The 21,944-nt window shown below is 33.5% G+C and carries 25 protein-coding genes; 13 read left to right on the top strand and 12 right to left on the bottom strand.

The features are described 5' to 3' along the window. Position 1 precedes the first annotated feature (1 nt). Positions 2–1,084 carry a hypothetical protein gene (locus VB798_RS15990; protein ID WP_323260097.1) on the top strand — a complete coding sequence of 361 codons (1,083 nt, stop codon included), beginning with the start codon at positions 2–4 and terminating at the stop codon, positions 1,082–1,084. Here the strand turns inward: VB798_RS15990 and VB798_RS15995 are convergent. The 4 genes from VB798_RS15995 to VB798_RS16010 form a co-directional block, all read right to left on the bottom strand. Beyond that, positions 1,059–1,742 carry a hypothetical protein gene (locus VB798_RS15995; RefSeq protein ID WP_323260099.1) on the bottom strand — a complete coding sequence of 228 codons (684 nt, stop codon included), beginning with the start codon at positions 1,740–1,742 and terminating at the stop codon, positions 1,059–1,061. The genes VB798_RS15990 and VB798_RS15995 overlap by 26 nt on opposite strands. A 13-nt stretch (positions 1,743–1,755) precedes the next feature. Beyond that, a complete protein-coding gene (locus VB798_RS16000) occupies positions 1,756–2,124 on the bottom strand; it encodes a GntR family transcriptional regulator (protein ID WP_323260101.1) in 369 nt (122 codons plus the stop codon). 1 nt (position 2,125) lies between these two features. Next, positions 2,126–2,899 carry a hypothetical protein gene (locus tag VB798_RS16005; protein ID WP_323260103.1) on the bottom strand — a complete coding sequence of 258 codons (774 nt, stop codon included), beginning with the start codon at positions 2,897–2,899 and terminating at the stop codon, positions 2,126–2,128. Between the two features lie 65 nt (positions 2,900–2,964). Beyond that, entirely contained in the window at positions 2,965–3,798 is an 834-nt protein-coding gene (locus VB798_RS16010) for an ABC transporter ATP-binding protein (RefSeq protein ID WP_323260105.1), read from the bottom strand. Positions 3,799–4,097: 299 nt separating this feature from the next. Here VB798_RS16010 and VB798_RS16015 point away from each other — a divergent pair, with 299 nt between their 5' ends. Next, complete coding sequence (locus VB798_RS16015) at positions 4,098–4,292, top strand: hypothetical protein (RefSeq protein WP_323260107.1); 195 nt, start codon at positions 4,098–4,100, stop codon at positions 4,290–4,292. Between the two features lie 159 nt (positions 4,293–4,451). Here the strand turns inward: VB798_RS16015 and glmS are convergent, their stop codons facing one another. The 3 genes from glmS to VB798_RS16030 form a co-directional block, all read right to left on the bottom strand. Next, on the bottom strand, positions 4,452–6,287 hold the full coding sequence (gene glmS, locus VB798_RS16020) for a glutamine--fructose-6-phosphate transaminase (isomerizing) (protein ID WP_323260109.1): 1,836 nt from the start codon (positions 6,285–6,287) through the stop codon (positions 4,452–4,454). A gap of 161 nt (positions 6,288–6,448) precedes the next feature. Continuing rightward, a complete protein-coding gene (locus tag VB798_RS16025; RefSeq protein WP_323260111.1) occupies positions 6,449–7,930 on the bottom strand; it encodes a DUF4270 family protein in 1,482 nt (493 codons plus the stop codon). Beyond that, positions 7,923–8,732 (bottom strand): glycogen/starch synthase, encoded by an 810-nt coding sequence (locus VB798_RS16030; RefSeq protein WP_309919185.1) that lies wholly within the window; start codon positions 8,730–8,732, stop codon positions 7,923–7,925. The genes VB798_RS16025 and VB798_RS16030 overlap by 8 nt, the downstream gene beginning before the upstream one ends. A gap of 234 nt (positions 8,733–8,966) precedes the next feature. On the opposite strand from VB798_RS16030, the gene panC reads away from it, so the two are divergent. From panC to VB798_RS16055, 5 genes are all read left to right on the top strand, one after another. Beyond that, positions 8,967–9,803, top strand: coding sequence for a pantoate--beta-alanine ligase (panC, locus tag VB798_RS16035; protein WP_323260114.1), 837 nt, complete (start codon positions 8,967–8,969; stop codon positions 9,801–9,803). Positions 9,804–9,907: 104 nt separating this feature from the next. Then, on the top strand, positions 9,908–10,258 hold the full coding sequence (panD, locus tag VB798_RS16040; protein WP_323260116.1) for an aspartate 1-decarboxylase: 351 nt from the start codon (positions 9,908–9,910) through the stop codon (positions 10,256–10,258). Between the two features lie 92 nt (positions 10,259–10,350). After that, positions 10,351–11,322: a lysylphosphatidylglycerol synthase transmembrane domain-containing protein gene (locus VB798_RS16045; protein ID WP_323260118.1), complete on the top strand. Its 972-nt coding sequence runs from the start codon at positions 10,351–10,353 to the stop codon at positions 11,320–11,322. Next, on the top strand, positions 11,315–11,791 hold the full coding sequence (gene rfaE2 / locus VB798_RS16050; protein WP_323260120.1) for a D-glycero-beta-D-manno-heptose 1-phosphate adenylyltransferase: 477 nt from the start codon (positions 11,315–11,317) through the stop codon (positions 11,789–11,791). The genes VB798_RS16045 and rfaE2 overlap by 8 nt, the downstream gene beginning before the upstream one ends. Positions 11,792–11,796: 5 nt before the next feature. Beyond that, positions 11,797–12,489 carry a zinc metallopeptidase gene (locus VB798_RS16055; RefSeq protein ID WP_323260122.1) on the top strand — a complete coding sequence of 231 codons (693 nt, stop codon included), beginning with the start codon at positions 11,797–11,799 and terminating at the stop codon, positions 12,487–12,489. Positions 12,490–12,566: 77 nt separating this feature from the next. Here VB798_RS16055 and VB798_RS16060 read toward each other — a convergent pair whose 3' ends face one another. Then, complete coding sequence (locus VB798_RS16060) at positions 12,567–14,219, bottom strand: APC family permease (RefSeq protein ID WP_323260124.1); 1,653 nt, start codon at positions 14,217–14,219, stop codon at positions 12,567–12,569. A 257-nt stretch (positions 14,220–14,476) separates the two neighbouring features. On the opposite strand from VB798_RS16060, the gene VB798_RS16065 reads away from it, so the two are divergent. Next, positions 14,477–15,484 (top strand): glycosyltransferase family 2 protein, encoded by a 1,008-nt coding sequence (locus tag VB798_RS16065; RefSeq protein ID WP_323260126.1) that lies wholly within the window; start codon positions 14,477–14,479, stop codon positions 15,482–15,484. Positions 15,485–15,486: 2 nt separating this feature from the next. On the opposite strand, the gene VB798_RS16070 is transcribed toward VB798_RS16065, so the two are convergent. Further along, positions 15,487–15,717, bottom strand: coding sequence for a PspC domain-containing protein (locus VB798_RS16070; protein WP_184132982.1), 231 nt, complete (start codon positions 15,715–15,717; stop codon positions 15,487–15,489). A 448-nt stretch (positions 15,718–16,165) separates the two neighbouring features. On the opposite strand from VB798_RS16070, the gene VB798_RS16075 reads away from it, so the two are divergent. The 3 genes from VB798_RS16075 to mce all read left to right on the top strand — a co-directional run bounded on the left by VB798_RS16075 (position 16,166) and on the right by mce (position 17,408). Continuing rightward, a complete protein-coding gene (locus tag VB798_RS16075; protein WP_184132985.1) occupies positions 16,166–16,360 on the top strand; it encodes a cold-shock protein in 195 nt (64 codons plus the stop codon). 349 nt (positions 16,361–16,709) lie between these two features. Continuing rightward, complete coding sequence (locus VB798_RS16080) at positions 16,710–16,904, top strand: cold-shock protein (RefSeq protein WP_184132988.1); 195 nt, start codon at positions 16,710–16,712, stop codon at positions 16,902–16,904. 93 nt (positions 16,905–16,997) lie between these two features. Beyond that, entirely contained in the window at positions 16,998–17,408 is a 411-nt protein-coding gene (gene mce, locus VB798_RS16085; RefSeq protein WP_323260129.1) for a methylmalonyl-CoA epimerase, read from the top strand. 31 nt (positions 17,409–17,439) lie between these two features. Here the strand turns inward: mce and VB798_RS16090 are convergent, their stop codons facing one another. From VB798_RS16090 to VB798_RS16100, 3 genes are all read right to left on the bottom strand, one after another. Next, positions 17,440–18,402: a LiaI-LiaF-like domain-containing protein gene (locus VB798_RS16090; protein WP_323260131.1), complete on the bottom strand. Its 963-nt coding sequence runs from the start codon at positions 18,400–18,402 to the stop codon at positions 17,440–17,442. 75 nt (positions 18,403–18,477) lie between these two features. Then, positions 18,478–18,912: a PspC domain-containing protein gene (locus VB798_RS16095; protein WP_323260133.1), complete on the bottom strand. Its 435-nt coding sequence runs from the start codon at positions 18,910–18,912 to the stop codon at positions 18,478–18,480. 235 nt (positions 18,913–19,147) lie between these two features. Continuing rightward, positions 19,148–19,825, bottom strand: a complete 678-nt coding sequence (locus tag VB798_RS16100; protein WP_323260135.1) for a hypothetical protein — start codon at positions 19,823–19,825, stop codon at positions 19,148–19,150. A 180-nt stretch (positions 19,826–20,005) separates the two neighbouring features. On the opposite strand from VB798_RS16100, the gene VB798_RS16105 reads away from it, so the two are divergent. Next, positions 20,006–21,100 (top strand): glycoside hydrolase family 130 protein, encoded by a 1,095-nt coding sequence (locus VB798_RS16105; protein WP_323260137.1) that lies wholly within the window; start codon positions 20,006–20,008, stop codon positions 21,098–21,100. A 5-nt stretch (positions 21,101–21,105) separates the two neighbouring features. Then, entirely contained in the window at positions 21,106–21,699 is a 594-nt protein-coding gene (locus VB798_RS16110) for a nucleotidyltransferase family protein (protein ID WP_323260138.1), read from the top strand. Positions 21,700–21,944: the final 245 nt, after the last annotated feature.

Genomic DNA, 21,944 nt, shown 5'->3' on the forward strand with positions numbered 1-21,944 from the left:
TTTGACAATTGATGAAGTAATCTTAAAAATAGCAGATTTACAAGAAACTGCAAATAGAAAATATTTCCCCGATGGACTTTTTGAGTCATATCGGGGAAATAAAACCTTGCATTATTATCGTCCAGATACAAATGTTTTTTTTACGGCAATTACTGTTTTTACGTTAAATTCCATTAAAGGAAAATTGCCTCTTTCTACACAAATACTCGTTGATAGAATCACGGAGAAAGCTATTGCTACCTATCCACTTTTTCAGAATAAAGATGGTTTAAATACTTATAATTTCTTTCAAACAAAGCCATCTCAGCATTTCCCGCATGGAAATATCCTTCACAAACTGAATCATTTCAAAATTCCTGATGATATTGATGATACTGCTATGGTTTTTCTTACGAAAAAACATAGTCAAGAAGAAGCTATTTGGTTGAAAAACAAGTTAATAGTCCATTCGAATACTTATCAAAAAACCATTCAAAATACTTTTCAGGAGTACAAAAACTTAAAGGCTTATTCTACTTGGTTTGGCAAAAATATGTACATCGAATTTGATGTTTGTGCTTTGTCGAATATGCTTTACTGTTTGTTGGCTTATGATTTAAAATTGGATGAACACGGAAATGATTCTGTGAAATACATTCAACAAACTATTCTTTCAAATCAGTACTTAGATAAGCCTTTTAAAGTAGCTCATCAATACGCTCGCACGCCTTTGATTATGTATCATGTGACAAGATTGATGGGGAAATTTACGATTCCAGCTTTGGAAATTTGTAGGGAGAAATTTGTAGAAGATATGTTGAACTATTTGAAGAAATCAGACTTAGCTTTGATGGATAGAATACTGATAGAAACAAGTCTTTCACGATTGAATATCTCCTTTGAGAAAACCAAACTTACTGATTTTTCAAAGGAGATATTTAATGATTTTCACTTCTTTATTGCGGGTTTTCTGACGGCCTACGAAAATCCTGTTTTGTATAAAATGGCTTCTTCAAAACTCTTTCATATCAATTGGACTTGCGAAGCGCATTGCTGGGCTTTGCTGGCAGAATGGATGACTATTTCTTCACAAAAGGATTCATAGCATTTCCTTCAATACTTATACTTGCCGAATCGCTTAAATTGAAAGTTGGCGATAAAAGTGAAGTGTTTTTCAACGATAAACTTGCTTTTCCTTTCAATGTAATATCGGTACTTGCTACTTTTGAATCAATTAAGTGAAAATGATAATATTTTTGCCAAGAATCCCACCATTTATTGTTGATAATTTTTGCGTTTTCAGTATTGATATTGATACTTTTCAAATCGCAATTATTTAGGTTTAAATCTCCAGTAGCAGTGCTATTTACTTGCAAAGTATTATTTGCAAACTTGCTTGCATTTCCTTTGATATTTAATGCAATTTCATAACCCTTCAAAGTAATAGCTGGAAGTTTTGGCATCGTAATAATTACTTTTCCATACACATCCGTTAGGCTATCAATCTTCAACGTTGACCCAATTACTTTGGCATTTGGAGCATTTTTGATACTATAAGTTGTGCCTTCTTCAATACTGATGTCAACGCCATCTTCTGTCAATACTTCCAATTTATCAAAAGCCTTTAATTTGATTTCTTGCTTAGAAATATCCGATTTGGTAGCCGCTTTTTTATATTCAGTCTTCAATAAAATCGTGAAGGAGGTCATTCCAATAATGAGAATAATGGCTAAAGCCGCTAATAATTTATTTGATGTTTTCATAAGGTTTATATGCTTAAAAATTAGCTGTTTTAAATGCCTCGTATTTCTCTTTAATAAAGTCAAAATCTAGTCCTAGTAAATGAACATTTTTAAAGAATACTGGTAATTCATTACCTAGAAATTCATCTTTCCTAAATGCCAATACTTTGTCTTCTGCTTCATCTGACACAAAGAAACCCATTCCTCTTTTCGTAAAAATGATTTCTTTTTGCTGTAAGAATTCGTAGGTTCTCACCACTGTATTCGGGTTTACTTCTAGCTGAACAGCTAGTTCACGGACAGATGCGATTTTATCGCCAATCTTCCACTGTTTCAGTAGGATACGCTCACAAATATATTCTGCTATTTGGAGGTAAATCGCTTGGTTATCTCTAAATTCCATTTTAAACCTCCTTTTCTTTTAATTTAAAATAGGCTACTACAGCTAAAAATGGCGCAAGTGCATAATACAAAGCATATTTTGAAGCATCAAGAATGAACTTGAAGGCAGGCGATAGATTTGCTCTGTTTTCTATACTCAAGTTGATGTTGTGATTGTGCTGAGAGTCGTCGCCAATGATGATTTTGAATAATAAATATTCAAATAAAATGAATGTTGCTACAATCAAAAAGCCTGAAAAAGCCGTTTTGATATACGACATTTTACCAAAGTAAATAGCTCCTAATAATACAAATACTTGTAAGGCAACCCAGATGTTTACAAAAAATGAATACTCTTGATAAGTATCTAAGATGACTTTGTAAAGTATTTCGTTTGATTGGTTTCCAGACAGTGCTACGAAAGTGTAATCAACTGCACCGAAGACAAAAAAGAGAGTAATCGGGAAAGCAATCAGTGCGTAAAAAAGACCTACACTGAGTTTTTCAAAATGTGAGGCTGGAGTCATCAAGAAGCTCATTGTTTGGATATTATTCCCAAAATCTTTGAAGATATAATTGGTAAAAAGAGTTCCTCCAGCAAAAAGACCCAATATAAACATCGCTGTTTGCTTACCTTTTTCTAAGGTATAATTGCTCTCAACATCAAAATTGATTGAATAAATGACAGAGACGATACTTGCATAAACAACGACGCCCATCATCAATATAAAATAGTTTTCAGTCCACTGCCGCTTGACAAGTAAAGAGAAACGCTCATAGCTAAAAAAGTTGTTCATAATATTGTTGTTTAATTAATTGATAGCCATTTCGTAAAATGCCTATTGGTTTAAACAGATAAAGGTTATTGAAAGATGTCTTTAATTGCCTGACGATTCGTTAAAGCAGCATTGAATAATAATTCTAAATCTACTTTATTGTTTTCGTGTCCATTGTTTGGCATTACTACTGAAAAACCTCTAATAGAATGTTCTGAGTACAATACTTTTTCATGGTCTGTTACGACAGAAACTGTTTTAAAAGATAATTTTTCAGCAATTTCCTCTGTGGTAGCATGTAATAATACTTCTGAACCATCCAAAATAATGATTGGGTCAATCAGAGAATCTAAATCACGAACTTGGTGCGTTGAGATAACGATGATACGTTCGTCGGTAGCAACTGAAGCGATAATTTTACGAAACTGACTTTTTGAAGGAATATCCAAACCATTGGTAGGTTCGTCCATAATCAATACCTTCGTATTTGTTGCCAAACCAAAACCTATTAAAGCTTTCTTCTTTTGTCCTAATGATAACTCTGTAAACTTCTCGTTATCAGAAATTTGAAATTCCTCCAAATACTCCAAAAATTGTTTCAAAGAGAAATTTGGATAAAATGGCGAATAAGTCTTTACAAAATCCTTAATCTTCACAGGTGGCGTATAAAATTCTTCTGGTAAGAAATACATTTCCTGTAAAAAACTAGGCAAACGATCTTGTGCATTATATCCATTTACCGTGCAAGTACCTTCACTTGGGAAAAGCAAACCTGCCATGTTTCTGAGTAATGAAGATTTACCCGCACCATTCTTTCCCAATAATCCATACACATTTCCAGCTGATAGTTTTAGGTTTAAATGACGGAATACGGGTTTTCGTTTTCCATAATTAAACGAGAGGTTGTTGATTGTTATCATATACTGTATTAGTTTAATAGTACACTACAAATATAGCACAATGACTTTTGAAAAAACAAATGTTACAGAAAGGAAAAGTAGGAGTGGTTTTTAACTATGATGAATGGAAAACGGCTCATGAAAAGATTCTTTCGAGATAATCTTTCGAAGAGAAAACTTTACTAAATTTTGTAATTCTTTAAGCGAGAGATAATTAAGGAGGATAAAAATTAATATCTTTAGTAAACCTTTAACTGTAGGATGTTTGCGGTTAATACTCGGTTAAAAACATTTTACTTACCAACATAAACTAGAAAAATATGCAAAAGCATGGAGTACCAGCATTACTGTCGGCCTTTATTCCGGGTTTAGGACAATTAATCAAAGGACAAATCATCAAGGCAATCCTTATTTGGATAATTGGAGGGGTGGCATCCTTCTTCTTTTGGTGGACATGGATTATCCCATTCGCCATTTGGGCTTGGAATGTTTATGATGCTTATAATGATAATTAAGGAAAGAAAAATCAGCTCTTTTTTAGCAATGAAAATTAAGAGTTGTAATTAGATGAATTTTTAATGACATTGAAAAAAGGTCGTCAGGAAAAACATCTCCTGACGACCTTTAAAAAATATATAAAATTCTTGCTTCTTATATCTTAAAGTCTCCTAAAATTACTCTACAGTAACTGACTTAGCCAGGTTTCTAGGTTGGTCAACATTGCAACCTCTCAATACGGCAATATGATATGAAAGTAATTGCAATGGAATCGTTGCTACTAATGGAATCAGAGCCTCGTGCATTGCAGGAATTTCAATCGTATAATCAGCCATTGTTGGAATCAATTTATCGCCTTCGGTTACGATAGCAATTACTTTTCCTTTTCTAGCTTTTACTTCCTGAATATTTGACACTACTTTTTCATAAGAACTATCTTTGGTAGCAATAAAAACTACAGGCATTTCTTCGTCGATTAAGGCGATTGGTCCGTGTTTCATTTCTGCCGCTGGATAGCCTTCTGCATGGATGTATGAAATTTCTTTCAATTTAAGCGCACCTTCTAAAGCTACAGGGAAATTGTATCCACGACCTAAATAAATGAAGTTTCTTGAGTCTTTGAATTTTGCTGCAATCTCTTTAATCTTTTCGTCAGTTTTCAGAACAGTTTCAATTTTAGAAGGAATTCTTTCTAATTCAAATAACAATCTTCTGAAAGTATCTTCATGCAAAGTTCCTTTTTTGCGAGCAACTGCAATTGCCATCATTGCCAATACTGTTACTTGTGCAGTAAATGCTTTGGTTGAAGCCACACCAATTTCTGGACCAGCATGTGTGTAAGCTCCTGCGTGAGTAGCTCTAGGAATTGATGAACCAACAACATTACAAACTCCAATAATTGTTGCTCCTTTTGATTTTGCCAATTCGATAGCCGCTAAAGTATCTGCCGTTTCACCAGATTGCGAAATGGCAATTACAAAATCGCCTTCTTTGATGATAGGATTACGATAACGGAATTCAGAAGCGTATTCTACTTCTACGTTAATTCGGGCAAGTTCTTCAAAAATATATTCAGCCACCAAACCAGCATGCCATGAAGTACCACAAGCTACAATGACGATACGTTTTGTTTTTGCTAATTTATCAACATAATCACGTAAGCCACCTAATACTAAAAGTCCGCTATCAGCATTTACACGGCCACGCATACAATCTGCTACAGAACGAGGTTGCTCATAGATTTCTTTAAGCATAAAGTGTTCGTAGCCTCCTTTTTCTATCGCTTCAAGTTCTAATTCTACCGTTTGTATATAAGGCGATTGAAGAATATTGTCAACGTTTTTTACCGTTAATGCTCCATCACGAACTACCGCTAATTCATAATCATTTAAATAGATTACTTCATTTGTATATTCTATGATTGGCGTAGCATCAGAAGCAAAAAAGAATTCATTATCGCCAACACCAATTACTAATGGAGAACCTTTACGAGCTGCAATTAATTGTGAAGGATTAGTGGCATCCATAATAACAATGGCATAAGCACCCACTACTTCTTTCATCGCCAAACGAACGGCTTCTTCCAGTAAACAACCAGTATTTACTTGTATATCTTCAATGAAATGAATGAATACTTCGGAATCTGTATCAGAATAAAAAACATGCCCTTTTTTTAGTAGGTTTTTCTTGATAGAAGAATAGTTTTCTATGATACCATTATGGATGATGGCTAAATTTTGAGAAGCTGAATAATGTGGATGAGCATTTACATCATTGGGTTCGCCATGCGTAGCCCAACGAGTGTGACCAATGCCTATAGTACTTGTTAGATTTTCGTTTATAAGAGTCGCTTCTAGGTCAACAACCTTTCCTTTCTTTTTATAAATGTTTAGTCCATCGTTCAACAAAGCAATACCTGAACTATCATATCCACGGTATTCTAAACGTTTTAATCCTTTGATAATTAAAGGATAGGCTTCACGATGCCCAATATAAGCCACAATGCCACACATATATTTATAGTTTATTTGGTTAGCACTATTTCTTTTAAATAGATGATTTAAATTAATAATCAAATCATAGAAGAAATAGTCAGTAATATATTGCCACAAAAATAGAGCGGAGAATCCATATTATGGTTCTCCGCTCCAGAATTATTTCGAGAAATTACATATTATCTTGCAACGTAAGTATAATAGACTTTAAGTTTAATATTACTATGGTCGAAAATTGCACGAGTAATATCAGGATTTAGTACACTTTTTCCAAGTGCTGGTCCTCTTGTACCAGTTGTAGAGTTAGTCGTAAATAACGTTGGTGTAATAATCCAACCATTATTTTTGCCTCTACCTGCAATGATATTTTGTAAAGAACTTGTTATGTTAAAAGTAAATAAATTAGTTCGACTTGCATAAGAAGAAGTAGTTCCTTCACCTGTTACAAAAACAAAATTACCTTCACCAGTCGTTGTCGTTCTTAATGGTTGATTCGCTGGAGTAGCTTCAACTAAGATTAAATCGCTAGGTAGTGTATAGCCAGCAGTATTTGATTTTGGTTCAAGTACTAATTCAGCTTTATTAATGGCAATGTCGTTACGTTCTTTTAATTTCAACAAATTAGGGAATTTAACTTTCATCGCAATACCTGTACCAGACTGAAGAAAAACTTGGTTATTCGCTTCGCTACTTGTTAAAACATCAGCAGGTTTAGTCAATTTACTTAATGCTCCAGTACGTGCTGCTGTAATTTTATTAAATCTAGCATTAAAGTTTGTACCATCTGCATTGGTAATAGCTACATAGAAATTGTTAGATTTTGTAGTATCTACTGTAATTAAACTATCAGCCGTATTAGCAGTATTTCTAACAGTATAAGTATATTTATAATGATAATATAATTGCATTTGAATACCACCAGCAGAAAAACCGACAACAGCTGCATTTTTATTACTTTCAGAAACTAATGCTAAACCTTTTACTACTCCTTTGAAACCCGTTCCAACAAGTGCTTCACTTTTAGCAATGTCTCTTTGACTTTCTAAAAACTTCACAAAAGATGGTTCCGTAATTGGAATTCTTAATGAATCAAATTTACCAGCTGTTCCAGAAATTACTCTTTTATCACGGATTGGGCGAATTTTTACATTGTTCAATTGTCCAATCGGAGTAGGATTCAAAGCAGGAGCAGCGCTATTGTTATAATAAACAACTGTGGGGTCAAGACTTGCAGTGGATGCTAATTGATATAATTTGAACGATTGATTTTGAAGCGTATCGCCTTGAACAAAGCTATAAGGTAAAATCAAACGGATAGAGTCATTTTTACTTGGGTAAGTTATCCATTTTACATTACTTCTACCAGCAGTATCAACATTCGAACGGATAGTATCTGCAGTAAGGTTTGAAATTTGAAAGTAACTTACAGCGTTTACATCTCCAAAAACTGGATCAGTAAAACGACCCACCAAAAGATTGCTAGTAGTATATGTTGCGATAGAGTCTAATAAAACGGTAGAAGCATCAACACTTAGCGTATCAGTATAGAGTAAGCCAATGTCTTGTACAAACACGTCAGAACCTATTTCTTTAGGGTCTTCACAAGCCGATAAAATTGCGAAAAAAGAAAAGAAAACACCAAAAATGAATGCTTTACGCACTTGCCAACTCCGTGTAAATATTGTAGTAACTGTCAATACTCTCTTCTGGAACGTATTCCAATTTTTTTGCGGGTAATTCATTAAAAATAGTGTTAAATTTCTCAGATACTTCTTCTTCCATCGTAATTACGACGTCGGCATATTCTACGCCAATCTTAACAAAACCTTGATAATCTGCTGATTCTAAGCTACCAAGCATATCATCTTCAACATTTAACATTTTTACTTTGTCGTACAGTCCTTCAAAGGCAAATTTGTGAGCAAAGTCATTGTTGAAAACAGAAAATACTGTTTTAGAATCTTTAAACATTGGATCGTTTCTGTAAGTCGTCTTTAAATACAAAGGTATTAAAGCTGTCATCCAGTCGTTACAATGTACAATATCAGGAGACCATCCCAATTTCTTTACAGTTTCCAGCGCACCTTTACAGAAAAATATTGCACGCTCGTCGTTATCGGCATAAAATCTATCTTCTTTGTCTGTAAAAACGTACTTTCTTTGAAAATAGTCTTCGTTATCAATAAAATATACCTGTAATTTTGCTGATGGCAAAGAGGCTACTTTAATTGTTACTGGCTTATCGTCGTCACCAACTGGTACCGTAAACCCAGATAACCTTACTACTTCATGAAGTCGGTTTTTACGTTCATTGATTAACCCAAAACGAGGTACTAAGATTCTTATTTCAAACCCTTTTTCCTGCATAGCAGCAGGGAGTTTTCTAACAAAATTAGCTACTTGAGTCGTAGAGAGAAAAGGGTCAACTTCACTGGCAACGTAAAGGATACGCAATTTAGACATTGTTGTCGTTGTTAGGAGCCTTGATGCTGTTAAAAAGTGTTAAACAACTAAAACAGACAATCAAAGCAAGAAGGATTCACATAAAAATTATGCAAAAATATAAAAAAAATACGGAAATTCCACAAAAAATTGAACGTGAATCTGTTTGGAACGAATAATAACACTTGCAGAGTTATATAAATACCATTCATATTTTACTCATTCAACCTTCAAGAAATTAAAGAATAGAACATCATGCAAGTATTTTTTGAGATAAAGACTTTACAGAAATATTTACAAAATCAACGTAAATTAGGTAAATCAGTAGGTTTTGTACCCACCATGGGAGCACTCCACCAAGGACATTTATCTTTGATTGAAACCGCTAAAAATCAGAATGATATTGTTGTTTGTAGCATTTTTGTAAATCCTACTCAGTTTAATAATCCACACGATTTAGCGGTTTATCCTCGTACTTTAGAAGCCGACTGCCAAATGCTTGAAGAAGCTAATTGCGATATTGTATTCGCACCAAGTGCCGCTGAAATGTACCCAAGTTTACCAACTTTAAAGTTTGATTTCGGTACATTAGAAAATGTTATGGAAGGGAAATTTAGACCGGGACATTTTAATGGTGTAGGAATCGTGGTATCAAAATTATTTAACATTGTTCAACCCAATAAAGCTTATTTCGGACAAAAAGATTTACAGCAATGCGCAGTCATTAATTGTTTGGTGAAAGATTTAAGTTTTTCTTTGGATTTAGTGATTTGTCCAACTCAACGAGAAAAAGATGGATTGGCGATGTCTTCAAGAAATAGAAACCTCAGTGAAGAACAAAGAGTAATTGCTCCAGAAATCTATAAATCATTAACTGCCGCCTCCGAATTACTTAAACATCAATCATCAACGGCAGTAAAACAATTTGTCAAGGAGTATTTTGAGGTGATTGAAGATATTGAATTAGAGTATTTTGAAATTTCTGATTTTGATACATTATTACCAATTGAGGAACTTTCAGTTGGTAAAACTGCTTTGTGTATTGCAGCTTTCATGGGCAAAACCCGTTTGATTGATAACATAATTATTTGAAAAGCCCAGTTATTATATAAGCTTAAAAATAATCTATCTTTGCAACATAATTTTCAAATGGTGTTGTAAAACTGTTTGATATTCACGTTTATTAAAAAATTATTATGTTTCTTCATATAATGAAATCAAAACTCCACAGGGTAAAAATTACTCAAGCGGAGTTGAATTATGTCGGAAGTGTCACGATTGACGAGGATTTAATGGATGCCGCCAATTTGATTGAAAATGAAAAAGTACAGATTGTAAACAATAACAATGGCGAGCGTTTTGAAACTTATGTTATAAAAGGTGAGCGTGGTTCTGGAATGGTTTGTTTAAATGGTGCAGCTGCACGAAGAGCTCAAATAGGCGATATTGTTATCATTATTGCTTATGCAATGATGACTGAAGAGGAGGCTCGTACTTACAAACCAAGTTTGGTTTTTCCAGACGATAATAACAGATTGGTAAATTAGTACATTGTGTCTTTGTAGTTCAAATTGAGTATTGTTAGGATGATAGAAAATACGATTCTTAGCAATACTCAATTCCTTTTTTTGAATCTATTATGAAAAAAATCCTTCAATACACCATATCGCTTGTTTTAGCGGGAGGCTTACTTTGGTTTGTTTTTAAAGACATTAGTTTGTCTGAAATGCTTGATGAATTCAAGAAAGCGGATTATAAATGGTTAATGCTTTCAGCAATTTTATCAATTACAGCGCACGTTAGTCGAGCGGCAAGATGGCGGATTTTGATGAAACCACTTGGCTACCAACCTTCTACTTTCAATACTACTTTAGCAATTTTTATTGGATATTTTGCCAATTATATCATTCCAAGAATGGGAGAGGTTTCTCGCTGCGGAAGCTTGAAAAAGACAGATAATATTCCTTTCGAAAAATCATTTGGAACAGTACTAACGGAAAGAATTTTTGATGTAGTATCCTTATTGATTGTATTAATGCTGAACTTAATTTTAGAATATGATAAGCTTCAACATTTCTTTATGGAACAGTTTGCTTCTAAAGTATATCTGATTGTTGGTCTTTTGATTTTCCTTTCGATTGCTGGGGTTTTAAGTATTTATCTTTTCAGGAAGTACCAAGAAAAATTATCAGAAGTACCCATTTTGAGCAAAATAGTAGGCTTTCTGAATGGATTGTTGGATGGTTTGATGAGTGTAAAACATCTTGAAAAACCATTTGCCTTTATCTTCTTTTCAATCCTAATTTGGGTGATGTACTGGCTTTCGGCTTATGTACTTTTCTTTGCGATTCCAGAAACTGCTCATTTAGGTTTATTGGCAGGGCTTACTGTATTAACAATGGGTTCTTTTGGCATGGCGGCTCCAACGCAAGGCGGAATCGGTCCTTTCCATTTTTTGGTAGGAAATGCCTTGGTACTTTATGGTTTACCACAAAAGGACGGAATTATCTTAGCAACATTTATACACGGTTCTCAGATGATTACGTTGTTGGCTTTAGGAGCGGTAAGTTTTTTGATTACTTTATTTATTAAACCGAAAACAAATGACTGAAAATAAAATTGTTAGTCTTGAAGAAGCCATTAAGCGAGCTGAGGACTGGCAAAAAGAAGGCAAGAAAATAGTTTTTACCAATGGTTGTTTTGACATCGTTCATCTAGGACACATTGATTATTTAGAAAAAGCTAGAAATTTAGGAGACAAATTGATTTTAGGATTGAATACCGATGCTTCCGTAAAAAGATTGAAAGGAGAGACTCGCCCAGTTGTGAATGAGTACGCTCGTTCAAGAATGATGGCAGCTTTTGAATTTATAGATGCAGTAATTCTTTTTGACGAGCCAACTCCGCTTGAAGTAATTCAGGAAATTCAACCAGATATTTTGGTAAAAGGAGATGATTACGTAGTTGAAACTATTGTTGGGGCTGATTTTGTTATGGGTAAAGGTGGAGAAGTAAAAACAATTCCTTTGGTAAAAGGTTATTCAACCACTTCGTTAATTGAGAAAATTAAACAAATTTAATAGCTATGATAGGCATATATTTAATTACTTTAGTTTTTGCAGGAATCGGGATGTTCGTGCAATGGAGATTGAAAAGTAAATTTCAAGAGTATTCAGAAATTGGTTTGGCGAATGGGCTTTCTGGAAGAGAAATTGCAGACAAAATGTTGAGAGATAATGGAATTTTTGATGTGAGAATCATTTCTGTTGAAGGACAATTAACAGACCATTATAATCCAGCTGATAAAACAGTTAATTTAAGCCCAGATGTATATTATGGAAGAAGTGCCTCTGCTGCTGCTGTAGCAGCACACGAATGCGGACATGCTGTGCAACATGCTACTGCTTATTCGATGTTACAATTTCGTAGTGCAATGGTGCCAGTATTAAGTATTGCTAATAATTTTATGCCAATTGCTTTAATGATTGGTATGATGCTTTTGTATTCTACAGGCAATAAATTGGTATTGACAATTGGTGTGGCAATGTTTGCCTTGGCGACACTTTTCAGTTTTATTACTTTACCAGTAGAATTTGATGCTTCAAGAAGAGCATTGGCTTGGATGAGCCAGCGTAATGTAGTAACGCCACCAGAACATGAAATGGCAAAAGACGCTTTATGGTGGGCAGCGATGACTTATGTAGCCGCAGCTTTAGGTATGTTAGCACAATTGTTATATTACATGTCTTTACTTTCAGGAAGACGAAGTAATGATTAATTTTTGAAATTGAGTATCATAACAAAAGGCTTTCAGAATGTTCTGAAAGCCTTTTGTTATATTTATGGTTATCGAAATTACTTAGCAAGTTTACTGTTTTTGTAACCGTACATAAAATAGATTACCAAACCGATAGCGAGCCAAATTAAGAATATTGTCCAGTTAGTTACACCCAATTCTGTCATTAAGTAAAGATTAGTCAAAATACCTAAAACTGGAAGAATTGAAAACTTATGTTGATAAGCCAGTACTGATAAAATTCCCCAAACTAACCAGAAAACTGCTAAAAGAGGTTTGGCTTCAAGTTCCGAGAAAAAAGTATTGTTATAAATGACGAAACTAATTGCAACAAGTAATAATGGACCCACAATAAACTGCCCATTTAAATAAGGAATTTTAAATTTAGCATCTTTCGATAAACCTTGATAATCTAAATACAAAACACCACCACAAACCAAAATAAAGGCAAAGAATGTTCCAACACTTGTTAAGTCAACGAAAAATCCCATATCTAAGAAAAGAGAAGGAACTGCTACTACAAAACCCGTAACAATCGTTGCAAAACTAGGGGTTTTGAATTTTGGGTGAATTTTTGAAAAACGTTTCCAAAGTAAACCATCTCTACTCATTGCCATCCAGATTCTTGGTTGTCCCATCTGATAGACTAACAAAGCACTTGTAATGGCTACTACTGCAGAAACCGAGATAATTCCAGCCATGAAATCGAAATTGATTTTCTGAAAAACATAAGCCAATGGGTCATCTACTTTTAGTTCAGTATAGTTTACCATTCCTGTCAATACCAAAGTGATACAAACATAAAGTACCGCACAAATTACTAAGCAATAAATCATCGCTCTTGGTAAATCTCTTTGTGGGTTTTTACATTCTTCCGCAGTTGTTGAGATAGAGTCAAAACCAATAAAAGCAAAGAAAACTGAAGCAACTCCTCCTAACACTCCTTGCGCTCCGTTGGGTGCAAATGGTGACCAATTTTCTGGTTTAACATAAAAAGCTCCCACAGAAATTACCATCAATATTACCACTAATTTTAGCACAACCAGGAAATTACTCGCACTTCTCGATTCTTTCATTCCAACATATACCAAAGAAGTGACAAGCATCGTAATTACTCCAGCAGGAAGGTCAATAAGTAATTTTACGCTTCCTAACACAGGAGCGTGTTCATAAGCTTTGGCAGCGAATAAAGTGCTGTCAGTAAATTTAGAAGCGCCAGCTTGGGTTTCTAAAAATGCTTTATGTGCTGTCCCATAATCAATAGTTAAATAATCGGGAAAGTTAATGCCAAAACCATGTAACATTCCAACGAAGTACTCCGACCAAGAAATAGCCACTACCATATTGGAAACGGCATATTCAAGAATCAGTGCCCAGCCAATAATCCAAGCGAAAATTTCACCAAAAGACACATAAGCATAAGTATAAGCACTTCCAGAAACTGGAACCATTGAAGCAAATTGAGCATAACAAAGTGCTGTGAAAATACAAGCAATAGAAACGAATACGAAAAGTAATGAAACGGCTGGACCGCCCTCAAAACTTGCTCTACCAATTGTACTAAAAATCCCTGCGCCAATAATGGCTGCAATCCCAAATGAAGTAAGGTCTCGAACACCAAGAATCTTCACTAAACCCCCACCGTGGGAGTCTTCACTTTGTTGTAAAACGTTATTAATTGATTTGCGTCTGAAAATAGAATTGTCTGACATTTAGTTTGAAGTTAAGTATTTGTCATTGAAAATATCCTTAAATCTAAACAAGTAAATTGATAAAGCCATAAATAATTAAGATAGATTAGTATTTCAAAAAATCAAATTATCTTTGTCAATAAGTCATTTTAATATTTCGATAATTATTGAAATATGTTCAAATCTCATGAATCCAGTCTGTTATCAGCTTGAAGAAAGAAGTAGTATTACCATCAATTTAATGATACACTTTTTCCTAAAATAGCTAAAATTCCTTTATGAATCAAATCGCAGTAGTCATTTTAAATTATAATGGTCAAAAACATTTAGCTGATTTTTTACCCTCTGTTATACAATACTCTTCTGATGCAACTATTTATGTTGCTGATAATGCTTCTACCGATTGTTCTCTGGAATTATTAAAAACAGGATTCCCTTCCGTTAAGATTATTGAGCTCAAAGAAAATCACGGTTTTGCCCAAGGATATAACGAAGCACTTGAATTCGTCGAAGCTGAATATTACGTGTTGCTGAATTCTGATGTGGAGGTAACTCCTAATTGGATTGAGCCAGTGATTGAATTGATGAATAATGATAAAACAATTGCTGCCTGCCAACCTAAAATAAAAGCATTTCATCAGAAAAGCCATTTTGAATATGCTGGTGCGGCTGGTGGATTTATCGACCATCTCGGTTATCCTTTTTGTCGTGGAAGAATCTTTCAAGAAATTGAACAAGATTTAAAACAGTATGACGATAACCATGAAGTTTTTTGGGCAACTGGTGCTTGTATGTTTGTTAGAGCAGAAGTATTTCATCAAGTAGGAGGTTTTGATGGCGATTTCTTTGCACACATGGAAGAGATTGACCTTTGTTGGCGAATCCACCATGCTGGCTATAAAGTTTATGCTTGTGGAAGTTCTGAAGTATATCATGTAGGTGGTGGAACCTTGCATAAATCAAATCCTTATAAGACTTTTTTGAATTTCAGAAATGGATTAGCCATGTTGTATAAAAATCATCCTGACAAAGGTTTTTCCCTAGCAATTTTTACAAGATTAATTTTGGATGGAGTGGCTGGAATTAAATTCCTTCTATTTGATAGTTGGGAGGATTGTTGGGCAGTAGCCAGAGCACATTTTGATTTTTATGCTCATTTCCTAAGCTGGTATAAAAAAAGGAAACAAATTCAACGAAAAGACGTTATATCAACTGTTTACAGAAGAAATGTTGTTTGGCAACATTTCGTAGATGATGTACAAACTTACAATAAATTACAGAAGTAATTTTATAATTCCCAAACTGAGGGACTTTTGTATTGGCGTAAATAACGGCGGATATTCATCCAAAATGCCAATACTAAATAAATGATAATAGGAGAGCCAACAGTAATAAATGAAACATAAACAAAATACAGACGAATACTACTGGTAGAAATTCCTAATTTCTCACCAATTTTTGTACAAACACCAAAAACGTGGTGTTCAACAAAGTATTTTAATCTTAATGTGTTTGGCATGGCTTTAGGGCAAAATTCTGAATTTTAATTGGTTACAGTATAAAAACTGTATTAAAGTTACATTGTTTTGCTGGTTTATCAAAAAAAGAGAGTAATCTAAAACGTATTTTCAGAGCATGTATTATATTAATACTAATTTGTATTGAAATGGTGTAAGTGTTTATAAATATAGTTATATTTTTGTTTATTTTTTTTAAAAAATATTCATATAAAAATAGGAATACACAAAATTATACTTACATTTGGATATTAATAGTAAAAAGAGTGACAAGTTTTTAGTACAAAGTAATTAGTTTTCAAGAGTCCGTTGGTTCCCTTAGATTCACATTCTCCTTGATTATCACATGCTTCGAATATCAATCTTAGACTTTTAGGGCTATTAATTTATCAAAAACATTAATGTTTTTTGGTAACTTTTGTCTCATTATCAACCATTCTTTTTTACGTCATGCAAACAGGAACAGTTAAATTTTTTAATGAAAGCAAAGGCTTTGGCTTTATCGTTGACAGTGAAAGTGGACAAGAAATCTTCGTTCACGTTACAGCATTAGGCGGAACACATTTACGCCAAGATGACAAAGTATCATTCGATATTGTTGAAGGTAAAAGAGGTCTTAACGCCGCAAATGTTAAGAAATTGTAGTTAGTGTAAGTATTGTTTTAATGGGGTTCAGTAATATGAATCTAAAGTGAAATTCAGTACAAGTATTTTGTGAATTATTTAAAGTTTTGGTTTCATTACAAATGTAGCAGAACTTATTTTAGACCTGATTGCTATGTTGTTTGGAATTAAATTCTAATTCTATTTAAGGTTATTAATTACTTTTAAACCATTTAAGTTAAGAAGTAAAAGGCGAAAGCCGAGTTAGCTTGACAAATCTTATTCTTTTACGAGATTTAAACATATAAGTTTTGCATATATTGATAGCAGTATAATCAGAACAAACCGATAGTATTTTTATTTTTTTTTTAATTTTTTTATATCAATTTTTATGCAAACTGGTAAAGTTAAATTTTTCAACGAATCTAAAGGTTTTGGATTTATCGTTGATGACGAGTCTAATGAAGAAATCTTTGTACACGTAACAGGATTATCTGGAACAACGATTCGTGAAAATGACTCTGTTTCTTTCGACGTACAAGAAGGAAAGCGTGGCTTAAATGCTGTGAATGTGAAGAGAATCTAATTTTTTTTAGATAGATAGTCATTTAAAACCCCGGCCTATAGGTTGGGGTTTTTCTTTTTTAGCTAATTTAGGTTTTAAAAATTAAATATAAAGATGAAACAAGTTGAGCACATTGGTATTGCCGTAAAAGATTTGAATATTTCTAATGATTTATTTACGAAACTTTTGGGTGTAGTGCCTTTTAAGCAAGAAGAAGTACTTTCAGAAGGTGTTATTACTTCTTTCTTTCAAGTTGGACTAACGAAAATAGAATTGCTAGAGGGTACTCATGCTGATAGCCCGATTGCAAAGTTTATCGAGAAGAAAGGAGAGGGGATTCATCATATTGCTTTTGAAGTAGGCAATATTTATGAAGAAATGGATAGACTAAAGAATGAGGGTTTTACCCTTTTAAATGAAGTGCCAAAAGATGGTGCAGATAATAAGTTGGTTTGCTTTTTACATCCTAAAGAAACTAATGCTGTGTTGATTGAGCTTTGCCAAAGTAAAAATAGCCCAGTTTGACGAAAACTACTTATCAAACTGAGCTATAATTTTAATATCTTTTTACTTTTAATTCTTGTAAACCTCCATCAAAACTGATGTTAATTTTCTTGGTAGATTTTTCAAAATTTGGAGTTTCCCAATGTCCATTTTTTTGAATAAAACCATCAAAATCTTTGGAGTTTAGTCCGCCATCAACATCAATTCTACAGCCTACTGATTCTGGAATATTAAATTCGATTGAAGTTAAGCCTGATTCAACTTGAACATCTAGGTTATCTACTTTATCGCCTAATTTAACGTCTGTTTCGGTTACGCCTGTCTTAATTGATAGTTTATTGATTTTGTACTCACTTAAATCAAAATCTGCTTTACCGGCACCAAATTCAAAATTCATATCCCAAATTACATTAGGATTAAGTTTCAAATTGATTTTATTGTGATTATCGTCACCAAAGTGAATATTATTCTTCTTTCCTTTTAAGGCAAAATGAATATTAGGGTTGCTTGAATCTCCTGTTTTTTTAAGTGAAATATTGCCGAAATCTAAATCAGCATCCGCTTCAACTAAATCATTTGAAGTGCCATTGATGATGAATTCAGCCGCACCGCCTGAAAACTCAAATTTAGCATTCTTCACGAGTGGATTCATGGACTCTACAAGCTTTTGTTTGGTTCCTTTGAAATGATAATCTTCATCATCATGGTTATTATCATTGTCATCGTCATCCATATCAATATGAATGTCATGGTCATTGAATGCTGTTTCTACTTTTTCTTTACAACTTCTTACAATGACAATCGGAATAGCAACACAAAGTAGAATGATTGTTATAACTGTTGCCGAGCGACTACTTTTACCAATAAAAGCAACTAGCCCCAAATAGATTAATAAAAGTGGCCAAAGCCTTGAAATTTCATGCCAATCGATATTAAACCAGCCAAATTCTTTTCCAAGAAATAGAAAACCAATTAAGATTAAAAAACCTCCAGTAAATATATTTTTAGAATTCATTGTTAAAAAGCTTTAAGGTTAAAATCCGCTATCAAAATTAGTATTGTATTTGATAACGGATTTCAACGTGTCGATTTAGAAGTTATTTTTGTCGTTATTGAAGTCAATCTTATCTTTTTCTTTAAAGATGATATAACCACCCACACCGATTAAAATAAGAGGCCAGAATTTACCAAAGTCGAAATCAGGAATCCATTCATCTAATAAGAAGATTGTACCTAAAACTATTAAAATAATTCCCCAAACTTTGCTTGAATCTTTTTTCATGTTAGTAAATGTTGAGTTGAAAGTTGCGTTATCTGGCGTGGCCGTTGTTTCCCATTGATGTTTTACCGGCAATGCTATCCACAAGATAATATACATCCAGAAAAAAATACCATGAGTAAACACTAAACCTAAAAATAAAAGTACTCGAATAATGGAAACATCAATGCCGAAGCGTTCTGATAATCCAGCTGCTACACCTCCTAATTGTCCTTTTGAAGGTATGCGATAAAGTGAATCGTTCATGGTTGTTGCTTGTTTAGTTTTCTTGTTTAGAGTTTTGAAAAAAATAGGTTTAAATGATACTTTTAAATAATTCTTTTCGTTTGATGGGTGAAATTTATCACGAGCTTCAAGATTATCAACCTGAAAATGAATAGACGGTACTTTTGACTTTATGAATGGATATTTTTGATGGCGAGTTTTAAAACAAAAAAATCCTTTGAGCTTTTACCCAAAGGATTCACCTTAGTTTAAATGATTATTGTTTCTTAGACCTGATTTTTGCTTCTTCTACTTTTTTTTGCTGATTAATCAATCCTTCGTTCATTAGTAGTTGGTCTTTTTTATTTTGTTCTACTTCCATTTGCAGGCGCTCAAGTTCGATTCTATTTTCTTCTATTTTTAGTAAAAGCCTGTCTTTTTCTCTTTTATTATTTTCCAGTGCTCTTGTCAGGCGGTCAGCTACAGTGACAGCTTTGATTTGTTTGGTTTTAATGTCATCCAAATTTTTTTCTTCCATCCTAACTTCTCCTTGTCGTTTAAGCTGGTCAACAATATCATTAAGTATTCTTTCTGCTGCCAAATATTTTGGATGTGAGCTATTGACATAAACTTCATCACCAAAACCAATTGAAAGAAATATTTTATTTTTCCCTTTGTCTGAACTAATCTTACTTACAACCATCAATGGGTCTGATGAAATACTTGAAATTCTTGCACCTGTAATTCTGAAAACATTACTTCTGCCTACTTCTACACTACCATATTTGGCTAGTTCATTTTGCAAAATAGGTTTGATGTACTTATCTTCAATTGCTACTGTTGTATATAATCCTTCTTTTGTAGCCCTTTCAATTTCCTGAGTTCCTGTAAAAACCTGTGCACGAATACTCTGAATACTTAGCAATAGAATATAAATAATGAATAGCTTTTTCATAAAGAAAGATAATGTTAAATGATTTTGGGAAATGCTTTGCAAGATAAACTGCTTGATTTGTTTCAGCAAAATAAGACAAAGTTTAATGAGAAATTATTATTAACGTTAATACGGATTAGCCAGTAGTTAAATTGTTTAATTTTAGATAGCTTTATCAAAAACAATCATCACAATATAATTATGAAATTAAAATTACTCGTCCTTTTCTGTTTACTCGGAAATATAACTATAGCTCAAAATACAAATTGGGCTTTAACTGATTTTTCAAAACCTAAGGAAAATCCTATTCTAAGTGCAGATTCTAGTTATGAATTTGCTTGCCCGATGAAAGATATTCCAGTAAAATGGCAGAAAGCCGATGTTTTTAATCCTGCGGCTATCGTTAGAAACGGGAAAGTTTATGTTTTATTTCGGGCAGAAGATACTCCTGGAACAAATATTGGTTTTCGTACTTCCAGAATTGGTTTGGCTGTGAGTAATGATGGCATACATTTCACAAGAAGAAAAAATCCTGTTTTGTACCCTTCAAAAGATGAGTTTGCTAAATTTGATAATCCTGGTGGTTGTGAAGACCCACGAATTGTTGAACGTGCCGACGGTACTTATGTAGTAGCTTACACGGCTTGGAATCGTGATGTAGCTAGATTGTGTATTGCCAGTTCAAAAGATTTGATTCATTGGAAAAAACATGGACCAGCTTTTGCCAAAGCACATTCTGGAAAATTCTTGAATATTTGGTCTAAATCAGGTTCAATAATTACTAAAATGGTGAATGGTAAAATTGTAGCTGCCAAAATCAAAGGAAAGTACTGGATGTATTGGGGTGAAAAAGGAGTAAATATTGCTACTTCGGATGATTTAATTAATTGGAATCCATTAGTTGAAGAAAACGGTGAACTAAAATATGTAATGAACATTAGAACTGGAAAATTTGATAGTGATTTAACGGAACCGGGTCCGCCAGCTTTATTGACATCAAAAGGAGTTTTGTTATTGTACAATGGTAAAAATGCTAAAGAAGAAACTAGAGACCAACATCTTCCTGCTGAAACTTACTCTGGTGGACAGGTGCTTTTTGATGTAAACGACCCAACAAAAATTATTAATAGATTGGATGAATGTTTTATTAAGCCAGATTTACCTCACGAAATGCGTGGACAATACAAAGCTGGTACAACTTTTATAGAAGGTTTGGTCTATTTCAAGAAAAAATGGTTTTTATATTATGGTACAGCCGATAGCATGGTGGGTGTAGCTGTTAAAAATTCTTTATAAAATGTATGAAAATATCATCCTTAATCCTTGCTGCGGGCAGTTCTAGTCGCTTGGGAAGTCCTAAACAACTTGTTGAATACAGAGGGGAAATACTTGTAAGTAAAATTGCTCAATTAGCATTATCAATTACTGATAATGTACTGGTTGTTTTGGGTGCTAATGAAAATATCATACAACCAAAGTTGACAGAGTTAGTCCAAGAAAATCAGCAAAAATTAAAAATAATGGTCCATACTGACTGGAATGAAGGAATTGGAAGCTCCATCAGTTTTGGAGTAAAACAGCTTTTTGATACTTCGGATGCTACTTTGATACTATTATGCGACCAACCTTTTGTCAACTACTTACTTTTGCAAGAAATGGTGCAAGCTTTTGCAGAAGCAAAATATTCGATAATTGCCTGCAAGTATGCGAATCAACTAGGCGTACCTATTTTATTTGATAAAAAATATTTTTCAGAACTAATGAAATTAAATGGTGATGTTGGGGCAAAAGTTCTATTAAAAAAGCACGGAGATGAAATTATGAGTATTGATTTTCCAGAAGGTATTTATGATATTGATACACAGGAAGATTTAGTGAAAATATTGCTCAATTAGAAGCTTTTTAAAACAAAAAAGCCGAAGGGTTAGCTTCGACTTTTTGAAAAATAATCTACTTAATGACAACAAATACACTGGCGGAAGTACTGCGCAGTCAGATTATTTTTACTAATGGATCAAGTTAAAGTTGTGGTCAAGCATTTTTGAAACGATTCTTTACAGTAAATAAAAGTAGCTGACATTGACTAATGACAGTTTTTATTTATTAAATTACTTCAAGACCTATTTTTTATGCAAAGTTA

The sequence above is a fragment of the Arcicella lustrica genome, assembly GCF_034930985.1.
Taxonomy (GTDB): Bacteria; Bacteroidota; Bacteroidia; order Cytophagales; family Spirosomataceae; genus Arcicella; species Arcicella lustrica.